We start from the raw sequence: 17310 nt of genomic DNA, 5'->3' as shown, positions 1-17310 counted from the left end.
CCTTCATAAAATTTCAGCTAAATTTTGGCTGAAATTTTACTTTTATCCATTTTTTTGTAAAATGTCCCAAAAATTTAAAGGATAAATATGCAAATTTGGGATCTAAAAGCACTTTTTGCAAACGAAAAAGAGTGCGAGCAAAACGCACTAAATTTACAAAAAGAGTGCGAGAAATTTAAAGATAAATACCTAGAAAATTATGAGAATTTAAAAACAGACGAGTTTTTAAAGGCATTTAGTGAATATGAAAGTTTGATAGCTAAAATTTCAAAAGTAATAACCTATGCTTTTTTAAATTTTGCCAAAGATACAAGCAAGGGAGCGTTTTATGCAAAGATCGATGAGATAGCGACAAAAGCAAATGAAAATTTGATATTTTTCGAGATCAAATTTAATGAGCTTAGCCCTAAAAAACAAGAAGAGATCATCAAAAGCTCCAAAAAATATGGCTACTATCTAAGCAACCTCACCAAAGCAAAACCGCACCAACTAAGCGTTGCCGAAGAAAGAGTTTTGCTTCGCACCGCAAGCACTGGAGCTGAGGGCTTTTCAAGGCTTTTTGATGAGAGCATGAGCAAAATGAGGTTTAAATTTAAAGGCGAGCTTTTAAACGAAGAGGAAATTTTAGCAAAGCTTCATGACAACGACCAAAGCGTGCGAAAACTAGCCGCCAAAAGCCTCTCAAACGAGCTTAGAAAGCACCAGCACCTTCTTGGCTACATATATAATATGATAAAAACTGATCTAAAAACAAGCTGCGAGCTTAGAAATTTCAAGCTTCCTGAAGAGCCAAGACACCTTGAAAATCAAATCAGTAAAAAAAGCGTTGACTCACTCATCGCCGTAACTGAGAAAAATTTTGATCTAGTTGCTAAATTTTACGAGCGCAAAAGAGAAATTTTAGGCCTTAAAAAGCTTTATGATTACGACAGGTACGCACCTCTTAGTAGTGAGGGGGAGTATAAATTTGATGAGTGCAAAAAGATAGTTTTAAAGGCGTTTGGGGCATTTTCGCCTAAATTTGGCGAGATAGCAAAAAGTGCCTTTAGTGACGGCTGGATCGATGTTTATCCGGCGCCAAACAAGCGAGGTGGCGCGTTTTCTCACTCAGGATCAAGCGACACTCACCCTTATGTTTTGCTAAATCACACCAACCAACGAAGAGACCTTTTTACGCTAGCTCACGAGCTTGGCCACGCCGTGCATCAAAAACTCTCTTATAATGTAAGCTACCTAAACTCAGACACTCCGCTAACCACGGCTGAGACGGCTTCAGTCTTTTGCGAGATGCTAGTTTTTGACCACGTAAAAGATGGCCTTAGCAAAAAGGAGAAAATTTCACTGCTCGCTGGCAAGATCGAGGATGTATTTGCCACGCTTTACCGCCAGATAAATTTCACCACCTTTGAAAGGGCCGTGCACGCACATGAGGGCGAGATCAGCCTAGATGAGCTAAATAAAATTTGGCTAAGAGAGGGCAAAAAGATGTTTGGCAAAAGCATCACACTAAATGACTACTACAAAATTTGGTGGAGCTACATCCCGCACTTCATCCACACGCCATTTTACTGCTACGCCTACTCTTACGCGCAGCTTCTTGTGCTTGCGCTTTTGGGGCTTTATAAAAGTGGCAAATGCAAAAATTTTGTTGAAATTTACACCGATTTTTTGAGCCTTGGCGGCAGCCTTAGTCCAAAGGAGCTTGTGGCTAAATTTGGCTTTGATATCGATGATAAAAATTTCTGGCAGATCGGTATAAACGAGGTTAAAAAGCTAGTAGATGAGTTTTTAGAAATTTCAAAGGATTAAAATGTTAGACGAAATTTTAGATGATGAGAAATTTTCACTTTTGATGAAGATGCACGTCTATGAGTGCATTGATTTTTTGCTTGAAAAAGAGGTAAATTTCTCAGTTATGGCAAATTTACCGCTAGTTAGCTTTGAGCCAAGCTTGCCAGATGAGATAAGCAGGAGCTTTAATATGCCAGTCATTATGTTTTCACTTGGTGGCTATACGCTTGAGAGTGCGAAGTTAACACAAGATGAGCTTAGCTTCGAGGCTGGATTTGGTAGTGAAAATTTTGCCTCTGTGGTCTCCTTTCCGCTCGGTGCAGTGGTTCAAATTTTGGTTGAAAATAGCCCAATCCTTGTAAATTTTTCTATTCATAAGCCAAAAGAGAAGCAAGCAGACCACACAAAAAAATCAGTTTCAGTCTTTTTACAAAATCCTAAAAATAAAGATATATTTAAAAAAAAATAGTAATTTTAAGCATTTTTGGCTAAAATCAAAAGAAAATTTAAAAAGCAAAAAATGGAAAAATTACTATCAAATTTAAACGAAGCCCAGCGTGAAGCAGCTACTCATATAGATGGTCCGATGCTCATACTTGCAGGAGCTGGCAGCGGCAAGACAAAGACCATCACAACTAGGCTTGCCTACCTCATCGGTGAGGTCGGTATAGACGCGGCAAATACACTAACTCTTACTTTTACAAACAAAGCCGCCAACGAGATGCGTAGCAGAGCCATGGCGATGCTAAGCCAAAGCGGCAAAAACTACTCGCCGCTTCTTTGCACATTTCACAAATTTGGACTTTTGTTTTTAAAGCTCTACATAGAAAAGCTTGGCAGAAAAAATAACTTCGTCATAATCGACACAGACGATAAAAAACGCATCATCAAAAGCTTTGAAAGTCCGGTCGCAACCGCGATTTTGTCAAGCGAAATTTCAAACTACAAAAACTCACTTTTAAGCGTCGAAGAGGTCTACAAAAACGCAAATTTCTCGTCTTTCGATAAAAGCAAGGATAATTTTTACAAACAAGCTGCTCAAATTTATGAAAAATATGAAGATTATCTCAAAACAAATAATCTTGTTGATTTTGACGATCTGCTGGGGCTTACATATAAAATTTTAGACGAAAACGAAGAGCTAGCAAGAGAAATTTCAAACCGATACAAATACATAATGGTCGATGAGTATCAAGACACAAACGACCTTCAGTATAAACTGCTAAAAAAGCTCTGTCTATGCCACGAAAACATTTGCGTGGTGGGCGATGATGATCAAAGTATCTACGGCTGGCGTGGTGCGAAAATAGATAATATCTTAAATTTTAAAGATCAGTTTAAAGATGTAAAGATCATTAGACTTGAGAAAAACTACCGCTCGAGCGAGGCGATACTAAAGGCTGCAAACGAGTTAATAGATCATAACCGCAACCGCCTTGGCAAGAAGCTTGTGGGCACAAAAGGCGAAGGCGAAGCCGTAAATTTGATAGAGAGCTTTGATGAGAACGTTGAAGCTGGCAAGATCGCAAAGAACATAAAAGAGCTTTTAAGCAAAGGCGTGCAAGCAAAAGATATCGCTATCTTATACCGCATAAATGCGCTCTCTCGCTCGCTTGAAGATGGGCTAAACAAAGAGCAAATCGCTTATAAAATGGTCGGCGGTGTAAAATTTTATGAAAGAGCCGAGATTAAAGATATCATAAGCTACTTAAGGCTGATAAATAATCCAAACGATGATTTTTCAATAAGACGCATCATAAATCGCCCAAAGCGAGGACTAGGCAAAGTGAGCTTTGATAAGCTTGAAAAAATAGCGTTTGAAGGCAAAATTTCCATTTACGAGGCGATCTCAAACATCTCTGATAACGATGAAGCCTTTAGCAAAAAGGTAAAATCTGCACTTGTTGAGTTTGCAAACAATCTAAAAGAGCTTCAAGAAAGTAGCTCGGTTTTTGACCTGATAGATAAATTTGAAGCTAAATTTGGCGTGAAAAAATACTACGAGAGCTTGCCAGATGGTGCTGAAAGAGCGGCGAACATCGATGAGTTTTACGCTGTTTTAAAAGATCAGATCAAGCAAAATCCAAGCTTTGATCTGGAGGAATTTCTAAACGAGATCACGCTAACAAGCGAGCAAGACGGCATTAGCGATGAGGCTATAAGTATCATGAGTGTACATGCAAGTAAGGGACTTGAGTTTGAGCACCTTTTTGTGATCGGCCTTGAAGAGGGATTTTTCCCACTAATTGGCGATGGAAGCGATATCGAAGAGGAGCGCAGACTTGCTTATGTGGCGATAACAAGAGCCAAAAAAACACTTAGTCTAAGCTTTGCAAATTCGCGCTTTTACAAAGGTCAGCGCACGAGGCTAAATAAGAGTAGATTTTTAAGTGAGAGCGGTATCACGCATGGCTCGCTAGTCATCGAACAGAGTAATGAATTTAAAAAAGGTGACCTTGTTAAACATAAAATTTTTGGTATCGGCAGAGTGAGCGCGGTTAGCAAGATCAAAAAAGAGTTTAAGCTGACTATAAATTTTGGTGGCAATGTAAGAGAGATAATGTCAAGCTTCGTGGAAAAGGCCGTATGAACGCCATCTTCGTGGCAAACAAGCCAGCTAGCATGAGTTCAAACCACTTTTTAGGGCGATTAAAGAGAAAATACGGCGTTAAAAAAGCTGGATTTTCAGGTACACTTGATCCATTTGCTAGCGGCTGTCTCATCGTTGCCTTTGGTTCATATACGAAATTTTTTAGATTTTTAGATAAAAGTCCAAAAGTCTATGAAGCTACGATCTGGCTAGGGGCAAGTAGTCCTAGCATGGATAATGAAAATATCACTGAAATTTCAAATGTAAAAGAGCTAAATTTAGAAAAACTTGAAGCCATTAGAGGCGAGCTAACTGGCAAGATAAGCTACATCCCACCAAAATTTAGCGCCAAGCACATAAATGGTACAAGAGCCTACAAGCTAGCTAGAAACGGCGAAGAATTTGAGCTAAAGACAGAAACGATGGAAATTTTTGATAGCCAAATTTTAAACTACTCGCACCCATTTTTAGCTATCCGTCTAAGCGTAAGTGAAGGAAGTTATATCCGTTCGTATGCAGAAATTTTTGGGAAAAGACTTGGTTATAATGTAACTTTAAGCTCATTAAAAAGAATAAGTGAAGGCAAATTTTGCTACGAAAATGAAAAATTTTTGAATATTTGTGATTTTTTAAACATTCAGAATAATACATACTTTGGGGACATAAACGATATTCTTAATGGTAAGAAATTAAAAATTAACGATTTTGAAACACAAAAGCAAGGAATTTATTTGCTAAATTATGATAAATTTATGAGCGTAATCCAAATCACGGATGATACTATAAATTACACTCTAAATAAGGTTGAAAAATGTTAATCCTAGCAAGAAAAGAAAATGAAGAAATTTTAATAGGAAATGACATAAAAGTTGTCATAGTAAATATTTCAAAAAATACCGTTAAACTCGGTATCGAAGCACCACGAAATACAATGATACTAAGAAGCGAACTAGCAAACGATATCAAAAACGAAAATATCCATGCCACAAAAACTGCAAGTGAAGCCGATATCCACGAGCTAGCTAAAAAAATCGAGAAATGAAAAGCTTTGCAAAGATAAATATATTTTTAAAGATAGTTGGCACTAGAGGCAGCTACCACGAAATTTTATCGCGCTTTATCCTCTGTGAGCAGCTTTTTGACGAAATTTATTTTAAAAAGTCAGATTCTTTTGCCATAGAATGCAATAACCACGATATAAAAGATAACATCATCCAAAAAGCGGTAGATGAGCTAAAAAGAGCCGGCTTTTCAAACGAGCTCGACAAGTTTTTTAGCTCCCATAACATCATCATCAACAAAAATATCCCAATAGGTGCGGGCCTTGGCGGAGGTAGTTCAAACGCCGCCACCTTTTTGCTAATGGTAAATGACGAACTAAATTTAAATATAAAACGTGAAAATTTGATGCAAATAGCGTCTAAAATCGGTGCAGATGTAGCTTTTTTCGTAAGTGGCTACAAGGCAGCAAATGTAAGAGGTATAGGTGAGATCATAGAAGAATTTGATGATGAAGTGCCAGATTTAAATATCTTCACACCAAATGTTTTTTGCTCCACACCGGCGGTTTATCAAGATTTTAGAAGCAATTTCTTACAATACATAGACGTTAATGCTGCAAAAAAGATGCAAAATTTAAAGAGCAAAGAGCTACTTGAAATTTATAAAAATAGGGAGTTAAACGATCTTTTTGCCCCATGCTTTAAGCTCTATCCACAGATGAACGAGTTTAAAGATAAATTTCTAAGTGGTAGCGGTAGTAGCGTATTTAGCGTAAAATAAAAGGTAAAATTTTGATAAAAGATCTAGCGAAAAACAAGAAAGCTTTGCATGACTTTAGTATACTTGAGACCTTTGAAGCTGGTATCGTTTTAAAAGGCAGCGAGGTCAAGGCTCTAAGGGCTGGCAGAGCAAATTTAAAAGATAGCTTTGTGCGCGTCATAAAGGGTGAGCTTTTCTTACTAAACGCTCATATCAGCTATCTTGAGACCACACACAGCGCATTTCGTCCAAATGAGCGAGCAGCCAGAAAACTTTTGATGCACAGAAAGCAGATCGATAAAATTTTTGGTCAAGTCTCACAAGATGGGCTTACTTTGGTTGTTTTGGCACTTTATCTAAGCGATAAAAACATCGTAAAAGCAAGGCTAGCCCTTGCAAAAGGTAAAAATTTGCACGACAAGCGCGAGACTTTAAAAAGACGCGAGGCAGACAAAGAGGCAAGAGCTGCCATAAAAAGATATGTTTAAGGGATAAGATGAAAAATTTACTTGTTTTAATAATAGCTTTATTTGCTTTTTTTGGTTGTGGCGAAGACGAGAGCAGCAATGCAAATTTTAAAGAATTTAGCCCAAACGAAGAGGTCAAACTTGTAGATGTAAGCGGCAAGGAGCTTACTTTAGTTCGAAAAGATCACGGCTTTACTATCAAAAATGATGAAAATAAAGTTTTAATGATCGACATTTTTGGCACATTTTGCCCACCTTGCCAAAAAGAGGCAGCCGAGCTTACAAAATATCAGCTTGAAAACAAAGATAAATTTACACTAATTGGACTAACTCATTTTGAAAATGTCACAAATGAGTATGTTTTACACGAATTTATGCAAAAATTTAACGCCTATTATTTCATAACAAACGATCAAAAGATAAATGACAGACTTGCCGAACAGATCGTAAGAGACATCGAATATAAACACGAGATCGCACTACCTTTTAAAGTAGTGATAAAAAATGGCGAATATCAAATTTTAACAGACGTAGATAGCGGACAATACGGGATAAAATACTATCTTGGTGGTATAAAAGTCACAAAAATGAAAGAAGATCTGGCAAAAATTTATGAGACAAAATAAATTTGCCCTATATTTGGAACATCGTTTGCTTATAAAAATGTGAAATTTCATAAGGATTTTAAATGTTTGTTTTAGATAAATCAAAATCTAGCCCACTTGTTGAATCAGCTCTTGCAGGCAGAGAACTACGCCAAAAACTAATCTCTGGCAATCTTGCAAACGTTGATACACCATTTTATAAAGCTAGAGATATAAGATTTGAAGATGTTTTAAAAGAAAAAGCAAATGAAATTTATAACACTTCAAGCCAAAAAAAACTACAACTTGCTAAGACAAACGAAGCGCATATGGCTGCGGTTGATTTTCCAAAAAGCGACACAGCTCAAATTTTCTTGCGTGACGGTCACATGGCTAGAAACGACGCAAATACAGTCGACCTTGACGTAGAAACAACAGAAATGGGTAAAAACACAGTTATGATAAACGCCCTTGATAACGCATACAAGGCTCAAAGCAATATCTTTAAAAGCGTAATAGACGCAAGTGCTAAGAACTAGGAGAGATGATGTCATACTTAAATGATTTTGATATTAGCGGATACGGACTAAGCGCGCAACGCTTTAGGATGAACGTCATCAGCTCAAATATAGCAAATGCTCAAACTACAAGAACGGCCGAAGGTGGCCCTTACAGAAGGCAAGAGGTCATCTTTAAAGAGATGAATTTTGATAAAATTTTAAACGATCAGCTTAAAAGTTCACAAAGTCTACTCGAGTATGAAAATCCACTCGACGATCCAAGCTCACCAAGAAACGCTCACCCTACCCTAACTAGCGTGATCGTAGATAAAGTGGTGCGTGACGATAAGGACTTTCAGCTAAAATACGACCCGAGCCATCCAGATGCAAACGCAAATGGCTACGTCGCATTTCCAAATATAAATCCGGTCATTGAGATGTCTGACCTGCTTGAAGCAACAAGGGCATACCAAGCAAACGTGGCAGCCTTTCAAAACGCAAAAACAATAGCACAAAGTGCGATATCACTTATTTCAGGACAAGCATAATGATAAATAGTATAAATTTAGACAAAATAAATAAAAATGAAAATTCAAATAAAATAGCGAAAGCAGGCGAAGAAGGCGGCTTCGAAAATGCTCTAAACGACTCTTTAAAAGAGCTAAACAAGGTTCAAATAAACGCTGATAAAGCCATAGCTGATCTTGCAACTGGCGAGGTAAAAGATCTTCACCAAGCTGCTATTGCGATAGGCAAAGCAGAGACTAGCATGAAGCTTATGCTAGAAATTCGCAACAAAGCACTAAGTGCTTATAAAGAAATTTCTAGAACACAAATTTAAGTCATTAATGAATTCCAGAAAATCAAAAATAACCATACTTTTTTTATTAATTACTTTTGGAATTTCAATATTTGTGCTTGTCATATTTTATAGAGCAAGTATAGAGCGAAAGCTTCCTAGGCTTCAAACAAGCGATATAAACACAGCAATTCGTGGTAATATAATCACAAAAGATGGCTTTAGCATCTCTTCAAGTCAAAAACTCTACAAAGTAATGCTTGACACTAGAAATATTGATCCTAATAAAAAAGAGATGTTTATCAAGCTATATTCGCTTTACAGCGGCGACGATCCAAACAAAGTAAGAAAGATTATAAATGGCACAAAAGGTATCGTTACGCTCTCATATAGCATTGATGCAAAGGGTGCTACCTACCTTCAAGAGCTCTCAAGAAAGCTAAATCGCAAGAGCATTTTGGTTTCATACCTTGATCCAAAAACAGGACTTGCTTCATTTCAGGGCATGAGAGTAATGGAGAGTGGACAAAATCGTAAATTTATGTCAAAAGACGCCCTCACACCAGCTATTGGCTACGTGAGCAAAACTGAAAGTGACGCACTTACAAAAAGTAAAGGTGTAAAAGGTCTTGAGAGATATTATGAAGATTATTTAGCTCCGATACAAAATGCAAAAATTTTAGGGCCTCGTGATATTGGAAACAATATCATTTTAACAAGTGACTCAAATTTAGCAACAAGAGTAGATGGCTACAATGCGGTGCTCTCTATACCGCTTAAATTTCAAACCAAACTAGAGCAAATTTTAGATGAAAAGCGTGAATTTCTAGATGCAAAAGAGTTAGTCATCTGTATAATGAATAGCAAAAATGGAGAAATTTTAGCCCTAGCCTCTAGCTCAAGATATGATCCTTCAAACATAAGAAAGCAAGATTATAGCGCTCTAAATTCGACCGTTAGTGAATATGCTTATGAAGTTGGCTCAGTTTTTAAGCCATTTATATTTTCTATCTTACTTCAGGAGAAGAAAGTAAATCCATTTGAGCTTGTAAATACCTATAATGGCCGATATCAACTTGGCAAAAGGATAATCAAAGATACCCATCCAGAGCCTTTTATGAGCGCTGAAGATATAATCGTGCACAGTTCAAACATCGGCATGATTCAGCTTGTTGAGCGTTTAAATGGGCCACAAATTTATCAAGGACTTTTAAATTTTGGCTTTTCAAGAAAAACAGGCATAGATCTACCTTACGAGCAAGTAGGTATGATGCCAACAGTTACAAAGCTAAACTCATCAACCTATAAGGCAACTGTGAGCTATGGATACGGCTTGCAAGCTACATTTATGCAACTTTTAAAAGCCTATAATACATTTAATAATAAAGGCATTGAAGTTACTCCTCACATGGTTGCCTACTTAGAGAGAAATGGAAAAAGATACGATTTGCCAAAGTCCGAGCCAGCTCAAGTTATATCACAAGAAACCGCAAAGATAATGAAGAGAATTTTAATAAAAACGGTTGAGAAAGGTACTGGACTAAAAGCCTTTACGCCAGGGCTTGAGATAGGTGGCAAGACTGGAACTGCACACATTGCCTCAGGTAGTGGTGGATACAGCAATACCTACAATGGCTCATTTTTTGGCTTTGTAAATGATACAAGAGGCAATAGCTACACAATAGGCGTTTTAGCAAGGGATCCTAAAAGACCTTACTACTACTTCGGCGCTCAAAGTGCGTTGCCTATGTTTAAAAAAGCAGTTGACCTAATGGTTGAGGATGGATATTTATTTCCTGATGCGAATGTAATAGCTGAGTTTGAAGCCAAAAAAGATAAGCTTAAAAACGATAAGACAAAACAAAAACCTGCTTTGGACTAAAATTTTAAAGACAAGAAAGATATAAAAATTTCTTTTGCTTTTAATAAATTTCTCTAATCACAAAGTCTTTAATGCTCTTAAAATACTTTTAGTTTCTAATAGCAATTAAATTATAAATAGAAAATCTAAACTGATCAAAAAATTTTAAGTCCTTAATATTTTTAGAGGTTATCTCTTTGTCATCTTTGTAGTTTTTTCCACCTAAAAAGATTAGATAAATAAGTGGTGCAACATAATTAAATCTTAAAAAAAGCGCTACGATGCAATGAAAAAAACCGTAGTTATATCTGATACAAACATAAAAACCATAAATTATATAGGCTATCATTAGAATCAAAAAAGCATAGAACACAAAGCTTAAACCAGTATAATCTGAAATATTTAAAAAGCTACAAACTAAAATAAAAGCACTTACCAAAGTAGGCAATATAATGATTGGAAAAATTATATGAAGTCCAATTAGATCAAATTTACTCGCATAAATCTTTATGTTATATCTACCTGCAGGAATTATCAAAAATATAGGCAATACGATTGAAAATAAAATAAGAAATATCGCGTACATAGAATCAAAATCATAAGAACTCATTTTTATGCCAAATTTAATTTTAAGATATTTAACTACACTTTTTTAAATAAATTTATCTACGATTTTTGCGATTTTCTATGCCGATTTTCTCACTCTCTTCTATCTCGACAATATAGCTTGGATTTTTCTTTTTAGCTTCTTTGTCTAAAAAACTGATGAGCTTTGCATCAGAATTTTTATGAGAGCAGATTAAAATTATGAAATTTATATAGTTATTTGCTTCTTTTGGCATGACTTGGTTATTTTTAGCTGGTATACTAAAATTTCCTACAAAGATTTGAATAAGTTCGAAAAGCTCGTTTTTACTTAAACTATTATCACCCGCAAGCTTTTCAAGCTTTTCGATCGTTATCTCTTCTTTTTCCAACGCAAGCTCTTTTATTTCGGCGCTATAATCTCTATTTCTTAAAAGTAAATAGATTAGCGCACAAATTGCAATTAATAGCAATATAATAAAGAAAACTATTAGACCTTTTATTAGCATCTAAAGCCTTGAGCAAAGTGATCGCTTTGTAAATGCTAAAACGCTCATAAGTACCATTATTACGATACTAATCCAGACAAAATCAGGCACTGGTAATGGATCTCCTGCTGCATATGAGTGCATGCCAGCTAAATAAAAATTTACACCAAAATAAGTCATAATAATCGACCAATAAGCAAAAAATGAAGCCACTGCAAATGCATACTGGTTGTTTAGTTTTGGAATAAATCTTATATGAAGAACTGCGGCATAAACAAGTATCGAAACTAGCGCCCAAGTCTCCTTACTATCCCAGCCCCAATATCTGCCCCAACTCTCGTTCGCCCAAACACCGCCTAGGAAATTTCCAAGAGTAAGCAAGCTAAGTCCTAGTATCATAGCCATCTCATTTATACGGGTAGCTTCGAGGATATTGCGAGAAATTTCTGGATTTGGCTTTTTCTTATTCTGTAAAATGATAAGCAATAGCGTGAAGCCACCAAGTAATGCGCAAAGTCCTAAAAATCCATAACTTGCAGTAATGACAGAAACGTGTATTGTTAGCCAGTAGCTTTGAAGCACTGGCACAAGTGTAGTGATCTGTGGATCCATCCAGCTAAGGTGCGCAACAAACAATGTAACGCCAGCCAATATAGACGTAAGAGCAAGGGCGATAGGGCTACGTTTTGCAAAGACGATACCAGAAAATCCTAAAGCCCAAGCGATATAGACCATCGATTCATAAGCGTTACTCCAAGGCGCATGCTCAGCAATGTACCAACGAAGTCCAAGTCCGACAGTGTGAGCAAAAAAAGCTAGTAAATTTATAATATACACAATCTTTACAATGCTATTTATCTGGACCTTTGGAGCTAGCATTTTGATAAAAACAAAAAATAAAAGCGCTAGGCCTGCTAAAAGATAAATCGGCGTCAATCGTTCAAAAATTTGAATTTTATTAAACAAAATTTCTATATTTATCTTTTCTTCACTTGGCATTACAGCAGAACCGTACTTTTGCTGATAGGCTGAAATTTTATCAAGTGCAGCATCAGCCTTACTCCAATCATTATCTTTTGTTGCTGCATCAACTGCTGCAAAATACTCTCTCATCATATTAATGACCAGATCAGCCTCTTTAGGCGGAAAGTACATCATTGCACTAGCAGGCGAATACCAAGAGTTTGATGGGTCATCTTGTTTTGGAAAAATTTTAAAAATTTCACCAATAAATATCATATAAAAAACGTTCAATCTCTCATCGATCTTTATCACATCTTTATCAAATGTATTGCGTGATCCAGGATGCTTACGATTAGCAATTTCAGCAAATTTTGTGAGTTTATATTCACTTCCACCATCTTTTGTGGCTCTAAAAAAATCATTAAAACTTGCATATTTTGCATTTTCATCTATGCCAAGCTCTTTTTTTAGCTCCTTGCTTTGTCCAAGTGAGATAATTTTTTCATTTCGCCAAAAATCAGGAGTTACCATTATTGAAAGCATTGCTTGATTCGAATTTAGGCTATTTATGTTCTCGCTTCTATGTATTTTATTTAAAATTTCTTTGCTAAGAGTATCAAATGGCTTCATTCTACCATCTGAGCTTTGCACAATAAGTCTAGAAAGCTTTTGTGTGTGCTCTTTGCTGATATTAGGCAAAAAGTCTTCAGCCTTTAATGAGCTAAAATTTAAACTTAAAAGCATAATGGCAATGATAACAACAACCTTTTTACCACCCTTTGTTGATTCATTGTCTATTAACTTAGCTAGTTTTCTAAAACGGCTACCAGGATTTACAACATTTAACACAAAGCCAAGCCCAAGCAAAAAGTAGCCGATATAAGTTGGTATCTTGCCTGGATCTTTATTTACAGAGAGAATGGTTCCTTTTTCATCTGTATCGTATGAACTTTGGAAAAATCTATAACCATCATAGTCAAGCACGTGATTCATATAAATTTTATAGTCAAGCCCCGACATGTTTGTATCATCTTTTACAATAACTTCACTTGAATAGCTCATAGGAGAATTTGAGCCAGGATATCTTTTAAGCTCAAAGTCTTTTAAGTATAAGCTAAACGGAAGTTTAACTTGCTGTGCACCCCATGAAGCGTTAAATTTTTGTCCGGCCACAGCCAAGCGTGAAGGCTCTGTTAGGTTATAAAAAATATGCATCTCTTTACTCTCGCCTTTATAATTTAATTCAGCTATCAAGGCGTTAAATTCGCTATCTTTTGTGCTAACTAGCTTTCTTAAAGCATGAGTCGAAACTAATCTTGGAGCAAAATTTATATTTGAAATAGTGTAAAGACTACCCATACCAAATTCATTGACGCTACCAGCTTCTAACTCAGTTTTTGAACTATCGCTCATTGTAAATTTTGAAAGATCAGTATTTGAAGTAACTGTGAAATTTCCATCCACTAATTTAAAAAGTACATATTTTTTACTCTCATCTGGCTTAGCATTAAAGATAAAACTAATATCTGCAACTCTTGCTTCCTCTTCTTCTAACAAGAAGATTTCTTCACTTTCACTCTCGTTTGAAACCACAAATTCCACTACTGGTTGCCCATTTTTATCATCCACAAACTTATAACTTGCATTTGGCACAAATTCTTTAAATTTTAAATTAGCTTCATTGTCTGCTATTTTTAGCTTTAGATCAAAACCTTTTTTTGCATCAGAAAGTCCTAACGGCAAAGCAGCGTTTATCTCTTCTCCATTATCGTTTAATGCGGTTAAATTTAAATAGGATATTTTTGTCGTAACGATATTTGACTGAGTTTTCTCTCTTATATGCATATCAGCCTCAAAGCCAAGATATCTTGTTATTCCAGCACCGATTAAGATAACGATAAAACCAAGGTGAAAGATAAGCGAAGGAAGTTTTTTGGGATCGATTAAGTTGTATCTAAAGATATTATAGGTCAAATTTATACCAAGAAGTAGTTGAATTAGCGCAAACCAGCTGGCACCATAAACATAGTACCATGCAGCTTCTGTGCTAGTTTTACTTTCTATTATTGTGGCGGCTCCGCTAGCTATGGCAAAGATTATCATCAAAACGATAGCTGAGCCCATACTTAAAAATAATGATTTTGGATTTAACATCTGCTTCCTTTTATTTATATTATGACAAAGCTATCAAAGTGAAACTTATCTTAAATAACTGCCTTGCTTTGTTTGAGTAGAGACCGGCTTGTTCTCATTTATGTCTTGTTCAGCAAATGCATCTTTACCTTTTAGATAGGCGAGAATCGCGCCAAGATCATTATTTGAAAGAATTTTAGCTTGGTTTTGCATTACATTTTTGCCGCTTCCGCCAAAACTTGAGTCACTTCTATAAGAGATGATGCTATCTTCAATATCTTTAGCATCCATATTTTTTAGAGGTGTTGAACCAAATGGCCTTTTATCAGCATTCTCGCCATGACAGCTAGCACATTGCTTTTCATAAAGCTCCTTACCTAAAGAAACACTATATCTACCCTTTCTATCAACGCCTAATTTTAAAATTCTATTATCTTTATAGCGTCTTGGATCTTCATCAACATAGACATTTACTTTTTCATTTCTATCATTAGCCTGCTTTTTTGCCATTTCAGCAAGTTCTTTACCAAACTCACCACGAGCTTCTATATAGTAGACTTGTGAAGCTGCAAAGGCATTTGCCACCAAAAAACACGCCAAAAAAGAAATTTTAATACTTTTCATAACTTTCCTTGAAATTTTGCTCTAAATTTAAAAATCCCGGATCAGATTGCTCCGACCCGGGATTATATCATAAGTTGATTAATGAGCTACGATTAGAATGAGTATTTAGCTTCAAATCTGAATTGATCTTCTTTGTTTTTAGCCTCATCAGCAAATTTTGAAGTTTTGAATGCATAGTATGAGCTAAATGTTAGCTTTTTGCTATACTCATATGCAAATCTTGGGGTAACCTCTTCAACTTTTTCTTTGCCATTTTCGCCAGCAGCTGCAGCGTGTTTAATGTGACCTTTTATGTAATCAACACCAACTGTAAATTTATCAAATGTATATCCAGCTGTTCCATATACTAGGTTTGCTTTTCCATCAGCCCAAGTTGGATCAAGTGTAAGCTCACCAACATCTATTAGGCTACCTTTATCTTCAAGAGCAAATGATGTTACGCCTTTATTATCAACTTTCCAACCCATATAACCAGCTCTTAAATCAAAGCCAAATAGTGAAGCTGTAAGTTCGCCAGCATAGAAGTTACCATCATTATAGTTTGCAACGCCATTAGATTCATCTATATCTTTAGAAAGATGTGCTTTTGCACTTTTATCTACAGTAGTATTTATATAGTTAACTCTACCGCCTAAGCTAACATCATCATTTATAGCAAAGTTTGCAGTTACATCAGCTGCAAGAAGGTCAGCTAGGTTTGTTAAGCTTGCATACCATAGTTGGAAGTCTATTGGACTATATGAACCAGCTATACCTGCTGCATATAGATTACCAAAATCATAAACTTTTACCCTATTTATATCGTCACCATTTGCATCTTTAGCTGCGTATAAATCACCATCACTTTCTGTGTCATCACCTTCAATAGCATCAAAAGCTAAAGCTGTTAGAGTAAGGCCTTCAATATCTTGGTTTACTACTCTTACACCAGTACCGATAGCATCATCTGTAAAGTATGAGCCGATCTCTTGTTTACCAGCTGTTATAGTGGTGTTTCCAGCTTTATAGCCAAGATAGAACTGATGAACTTTAAATGGATCAGTTGTATTAGTTTTATCTGTGCCAGTGCCTCTAGAGCCTTGATCTCCTTGAGTATTATCACCAGAATTATCAGTAGCGTTATATCTTAAACCAATAACGCCAAAGAAGTTATCATCAATTGCAGCTTTAAAATTTGCTACTGCTTTAAATTGATGACCAGCTTTTGAGCCAGACTCTGATTTTGTATTAGAAAACTCACCGTGTTTTTTATCGTTTGTATATCTATATCTTGCAAATCCTGAAAGATCTACATTTTTTATAGCTTCTTCAAGTGGAGTAGCACTTGCTACACTTGAAAATGCACCTAAAGCAACCAAAGCGGCTAAACTAATTTTTGTTAGTTTCATTTTTTCTCCTTTTAAGGTTTTGTGTCGACGATTATAATCAATAAAATTTAACATGAAGCTTAAAATTTTTAATTTCAGTTACCGATCGTTTACCGTAATTAATCAAAAATAGATAAAAGTTGATAATTTTAAATAAAACAAGGACAAAATTTTAAAGGAGTAAAAAGAAAAAGGGGCTGTTGCTTTGCCCCTTAAAAGGAGTTCTAGTTTTGATTGCTGTTGAAATTATATAAGCAAGCAGTAAATCAACGGTAATTAAAAAGAAATTTTTTCCTCTTTTGGCACTTCGATATTTGTTTTTACATTTTTTCTTTTAATAATGACTTCATTTTGTGGCTTTTTTATACCATTATATAAGCCACGAGAGCCGCCCTCTTTTATAAGAAGCATATCTATAAGTTTATCTGCATAAAATGTTGCATAGACTAAGTCGCCTTTATCATAATAGTATCTATTTGCACAAAAATTTGCTTTATTGAGTTTGTGGTTTTTTGTATCGCTCGCCACTATTTCATAGCAGTATTTTGAATCTTTATAAGTAACCTCTTTTATAAAACCTTTGATCGAGCTTTTTACTGGTGTATTTTGCATGACCTGTCTTGGCTGTTTTCGCACTGGTGGGTTATCCTCAAAAAATGAGCAACCCAAAAACATGATAGCAGTTGCCAGTGGAAGTAAAATTTTAGCTTTCATCTCTTCTCCTTAGTGTAAAACGGCGAAGTATAACTTTTAAGATTAAATAAATTTTGTGGGAAATTAAAGGATCGTATCTAAAT

General features: G+C 35.8%; 18 protein-coding genes. 12 read left to right on the top strand and 6 right to left on the bottom strand.

Annotated features, from left to right (window positions below):
* The first annotated feature begins 87 nt into the window (after nucleotides 1–87).
* From TH67_RS06665 to TH67_RS06610, 12 genes are all read left to right on the top strand, one after another.
* Nucleotides 88–1809 carry a M3 family oligoendopeptidase gene (locus TH67_RS06665; protein WP_072594881.1) on the top strand — a complete coding sequence of 574 codons (1722 nt, stop codon included), beginning with the start codon at nucleotides 88–90 and terminating at the stop codon, nucleotides 1807–1809.
* A gap of 1 nt (nucleotide 1810) precedes the next feature.
* Nucleotides 1811–2260 (top strand): hypothetical protein, encoded by a 450-nt coding sequence (locus TH67_RS06660; RefSeq protein WP_072594880.1) that lies wholly within the window; start codon nucleotides 1811–1813, stop codon nucleotides 2258–2260.
* 51 nt (nucleotides 2261–2311) lie between these two features.
* Nucleotides 2312–4381 carry an ATP-dependent helicase gene (locus TH67_RS06655; RefSeq protein ID WP_072594994.1) on the top strand — a complete coding sequence of 690 codons (2070 nt, stop codon included), beginning with the start codon at nucleotides 2312–2314 and terminating at the stop codon, nucleotides 4379–4381.
* Nucleotides 4378–5199 (top strand): tRNA pseudouridine(55) synthase TruB, encoded by an 822-nt coding sequence (gene truB, locus TH67_RS06650; protein ID WP_072594879.1) that lies wholly within the window; start codon nucleotides 4378–4380, stop codon nucleotides 5197–5199. Before TH67_RS06655 ends, truB begins: the two co-directional genes overlap by 4 nt.
* A complete protein-coding gene (gene csrA, locus TH67_RS06645) occupies nucleotides 5193–5423 on the top strand; it encodes a carbon storage regulator CsrA (protein ID WP_021090864.1) in 231 nt (76 codons plus the stop codon). Before truB ends, csrA begins: the two co-directional genes overlap by 7 nt.
* On the top strand, nucleotides 5420–6163 hold the full coding sequence (locus tag TH67_RS06640) for a 4-(cytidine 5'-diphospho)-2-C-methyl-D-erythritol kinase (RefSeq protein WP_072594878.1): 744 nt from the start codon (nucleotides 5420–5422) through the stop codon (nucleotides 6161–6163). The genes csrA and TH67_RS06640 overlap by 4 nt, the downstream gene beginning before the upstream one ends.
* Nucleotides 6164–6177: 14 nt before the next feature.
* Nucleotides 6178–6630, top strand: coding sequence for an SsrA-binding protein SmpB (gene smpB / locus TH67_RS06635; protein WP_035142320.1), 453 nt, complete (start codon nucleotides 6178–6180; stop codon nucleotides 6628–6630).
* 8 nt (nucleotides 6631–6638) lie between these two features.
* Nucleotides 6639–7235: a thioredoxin gene (locus TH67_RS06630; RefSeq protein WP_072594877.1), complete on the top strand. Its 597-nt coding sequence runs from the start codon at nucleotides 6639–6641 to the stop codon at nucleotides 7233–7235.
* 62 nt (nucleotides 7236–7297) lie between these two features.
* Nucleotides 7298–7732, top strand: coding sequence for a flagellar basal body rod protein FlgB (gene flgB, locus TH67_RS06625; protein ID WP_054196421.1), 435 nt, complete (start codon nucleotides 7298–7300; stop codon nucleotides 7730–7732).
* A gap of 8 nt (nucleotides 7733–7740) precedes the next feature.
* Entirely contained in the window at nucleotides 7741–8241 is a 501-nt protein-coding gene (flgC, locus tag TH67_RS06620; RefSeq protein ID WP_072594876.1) for a flagellar basal body rod protein FlgC, read from the top strand.
* A complete protein-coding gene (gene fliE, locus TH67_RS06615) occupies nucleotides 8241–8534 on the top strand; it encodes a flagellar hook-basal body complex protein FliE (RefSeq protein ID WP_021090507.1) in 294 nt (97 codons plus the stop codon). The genes flgC and fliE overlap by 1 nt, the downstream gene beginning before the upstream one ends.
* A gap of 7 nt (nucleotides 8535–8541) precedes the next feature.
* Entirely contained in the window at nucleotides 8542–10374 is a 1833-nt protein-coding gene (locus tag TH67_RS06610) for a peptidoglycan D,D-transpeptidase FtsI family protein (protein ID WP_072594993.1), read from the top strand.
* Nucleotides 10375–10462: 88 nt separating this feature from the next.
* Here the strand turns inward: TH67_RS06610 and TH67_RS06605 are convergent, their stop codons facing one another.
* The 6 genes from TH67_RS06605 to TH67_RS06580 all read right to left on the bottom strand — a co-directional run bounded on the left by TH67_RS06605 (nucleotide 10463) and on the right by TH67_RS06580 (nucleotide 17227).
* Entirely contained in the window at nucleotides 10463–10963 is a 501-nt protein-coding gene (locus TH67_RS06605) for a hypothetical protein (RefSeq protein ID WP_081370925.1), read from the bottom strand.
* A gap of 52 nt (nucleotides 10964–11015) precedes the next feature.
* Nucleotides 11016–11330, bottom strand: coding sequence for a fatty-acid--CoA ligase (locus TH67_RS06600; protein ID WP_223155486.1), 315 nt, complete (start codon nucleotides 11328–11330; stop codon nucleotides 11016–11018).
* A gap of 117 nt (nucleotides 11331–11447) precedes the next feature.
* Nucleotides 11448–14543 carry a cytochrome c biogenesis protein CcsA gene (gene ccsA / locus TH67_RS06595; RefSeq protein WP_072594874.1) on the bottom strand — a complete coding sequence of 1032 codons (3096 nt, stop codon included), beginning with the start codon at nucleotides 14541–14543 and terminating at the stop codon, nucleotides 11448–11450.
* 45 nt (nucleotides 14544–14588) lie between these two features.
* Nucleotides 14589–15146, bottom strand: a complete 558-nt coding sequence (locus TH67_RS06590; protein ID WP_072594873.1) for a c-type cytochrome — start codon at nucleotides 15144–15146, stop codon at nucleotides 14589–14591.
* Between the two features lie 92 nt (nucleotides 15147–15238).
* Nucleotides 15239–16534 (bottom strand): OprD family outer membrane porin, encoded by a 1296-nt coding sequence (locus TH67_RS06585; RefSeq protein WP_072594872.1) that lies wholly within the window; start codon nucleotides 16532–16534, stop codon nucleotides 15239–15241.
* Between the two features lie 255 nt (nucleotides 16535–16789).
* The gene (locus TH67_RS06580) at nucleotides 16790–17227 is read right to left on the bottom strand and encodes a hypothetical protein (RefSeq protein WP_072594871.1); all 438 of its coding nucleotides are present in this window, start codon (nucleotides 17225–17227) and stop codon (nucleotides 16790–16792) included.
* Nucleotides 17228–17310: the final 83 nt, after the last annotated feature.

This window comes from Campylobacter concisus, from assembly GCF_001891085.1.
Taxonomy (GTDB): Bacteria; Campylobacterota; Campylobacteria; order Campylobacterales; family Campylobacteraceae; genus Campylobacter_A; species Campylobacter_A concisus_O.
Note: the sequence above shows the minus strand (reverse complement) of the source record. Positions and strands in the feature narration are given on the sequence as shown.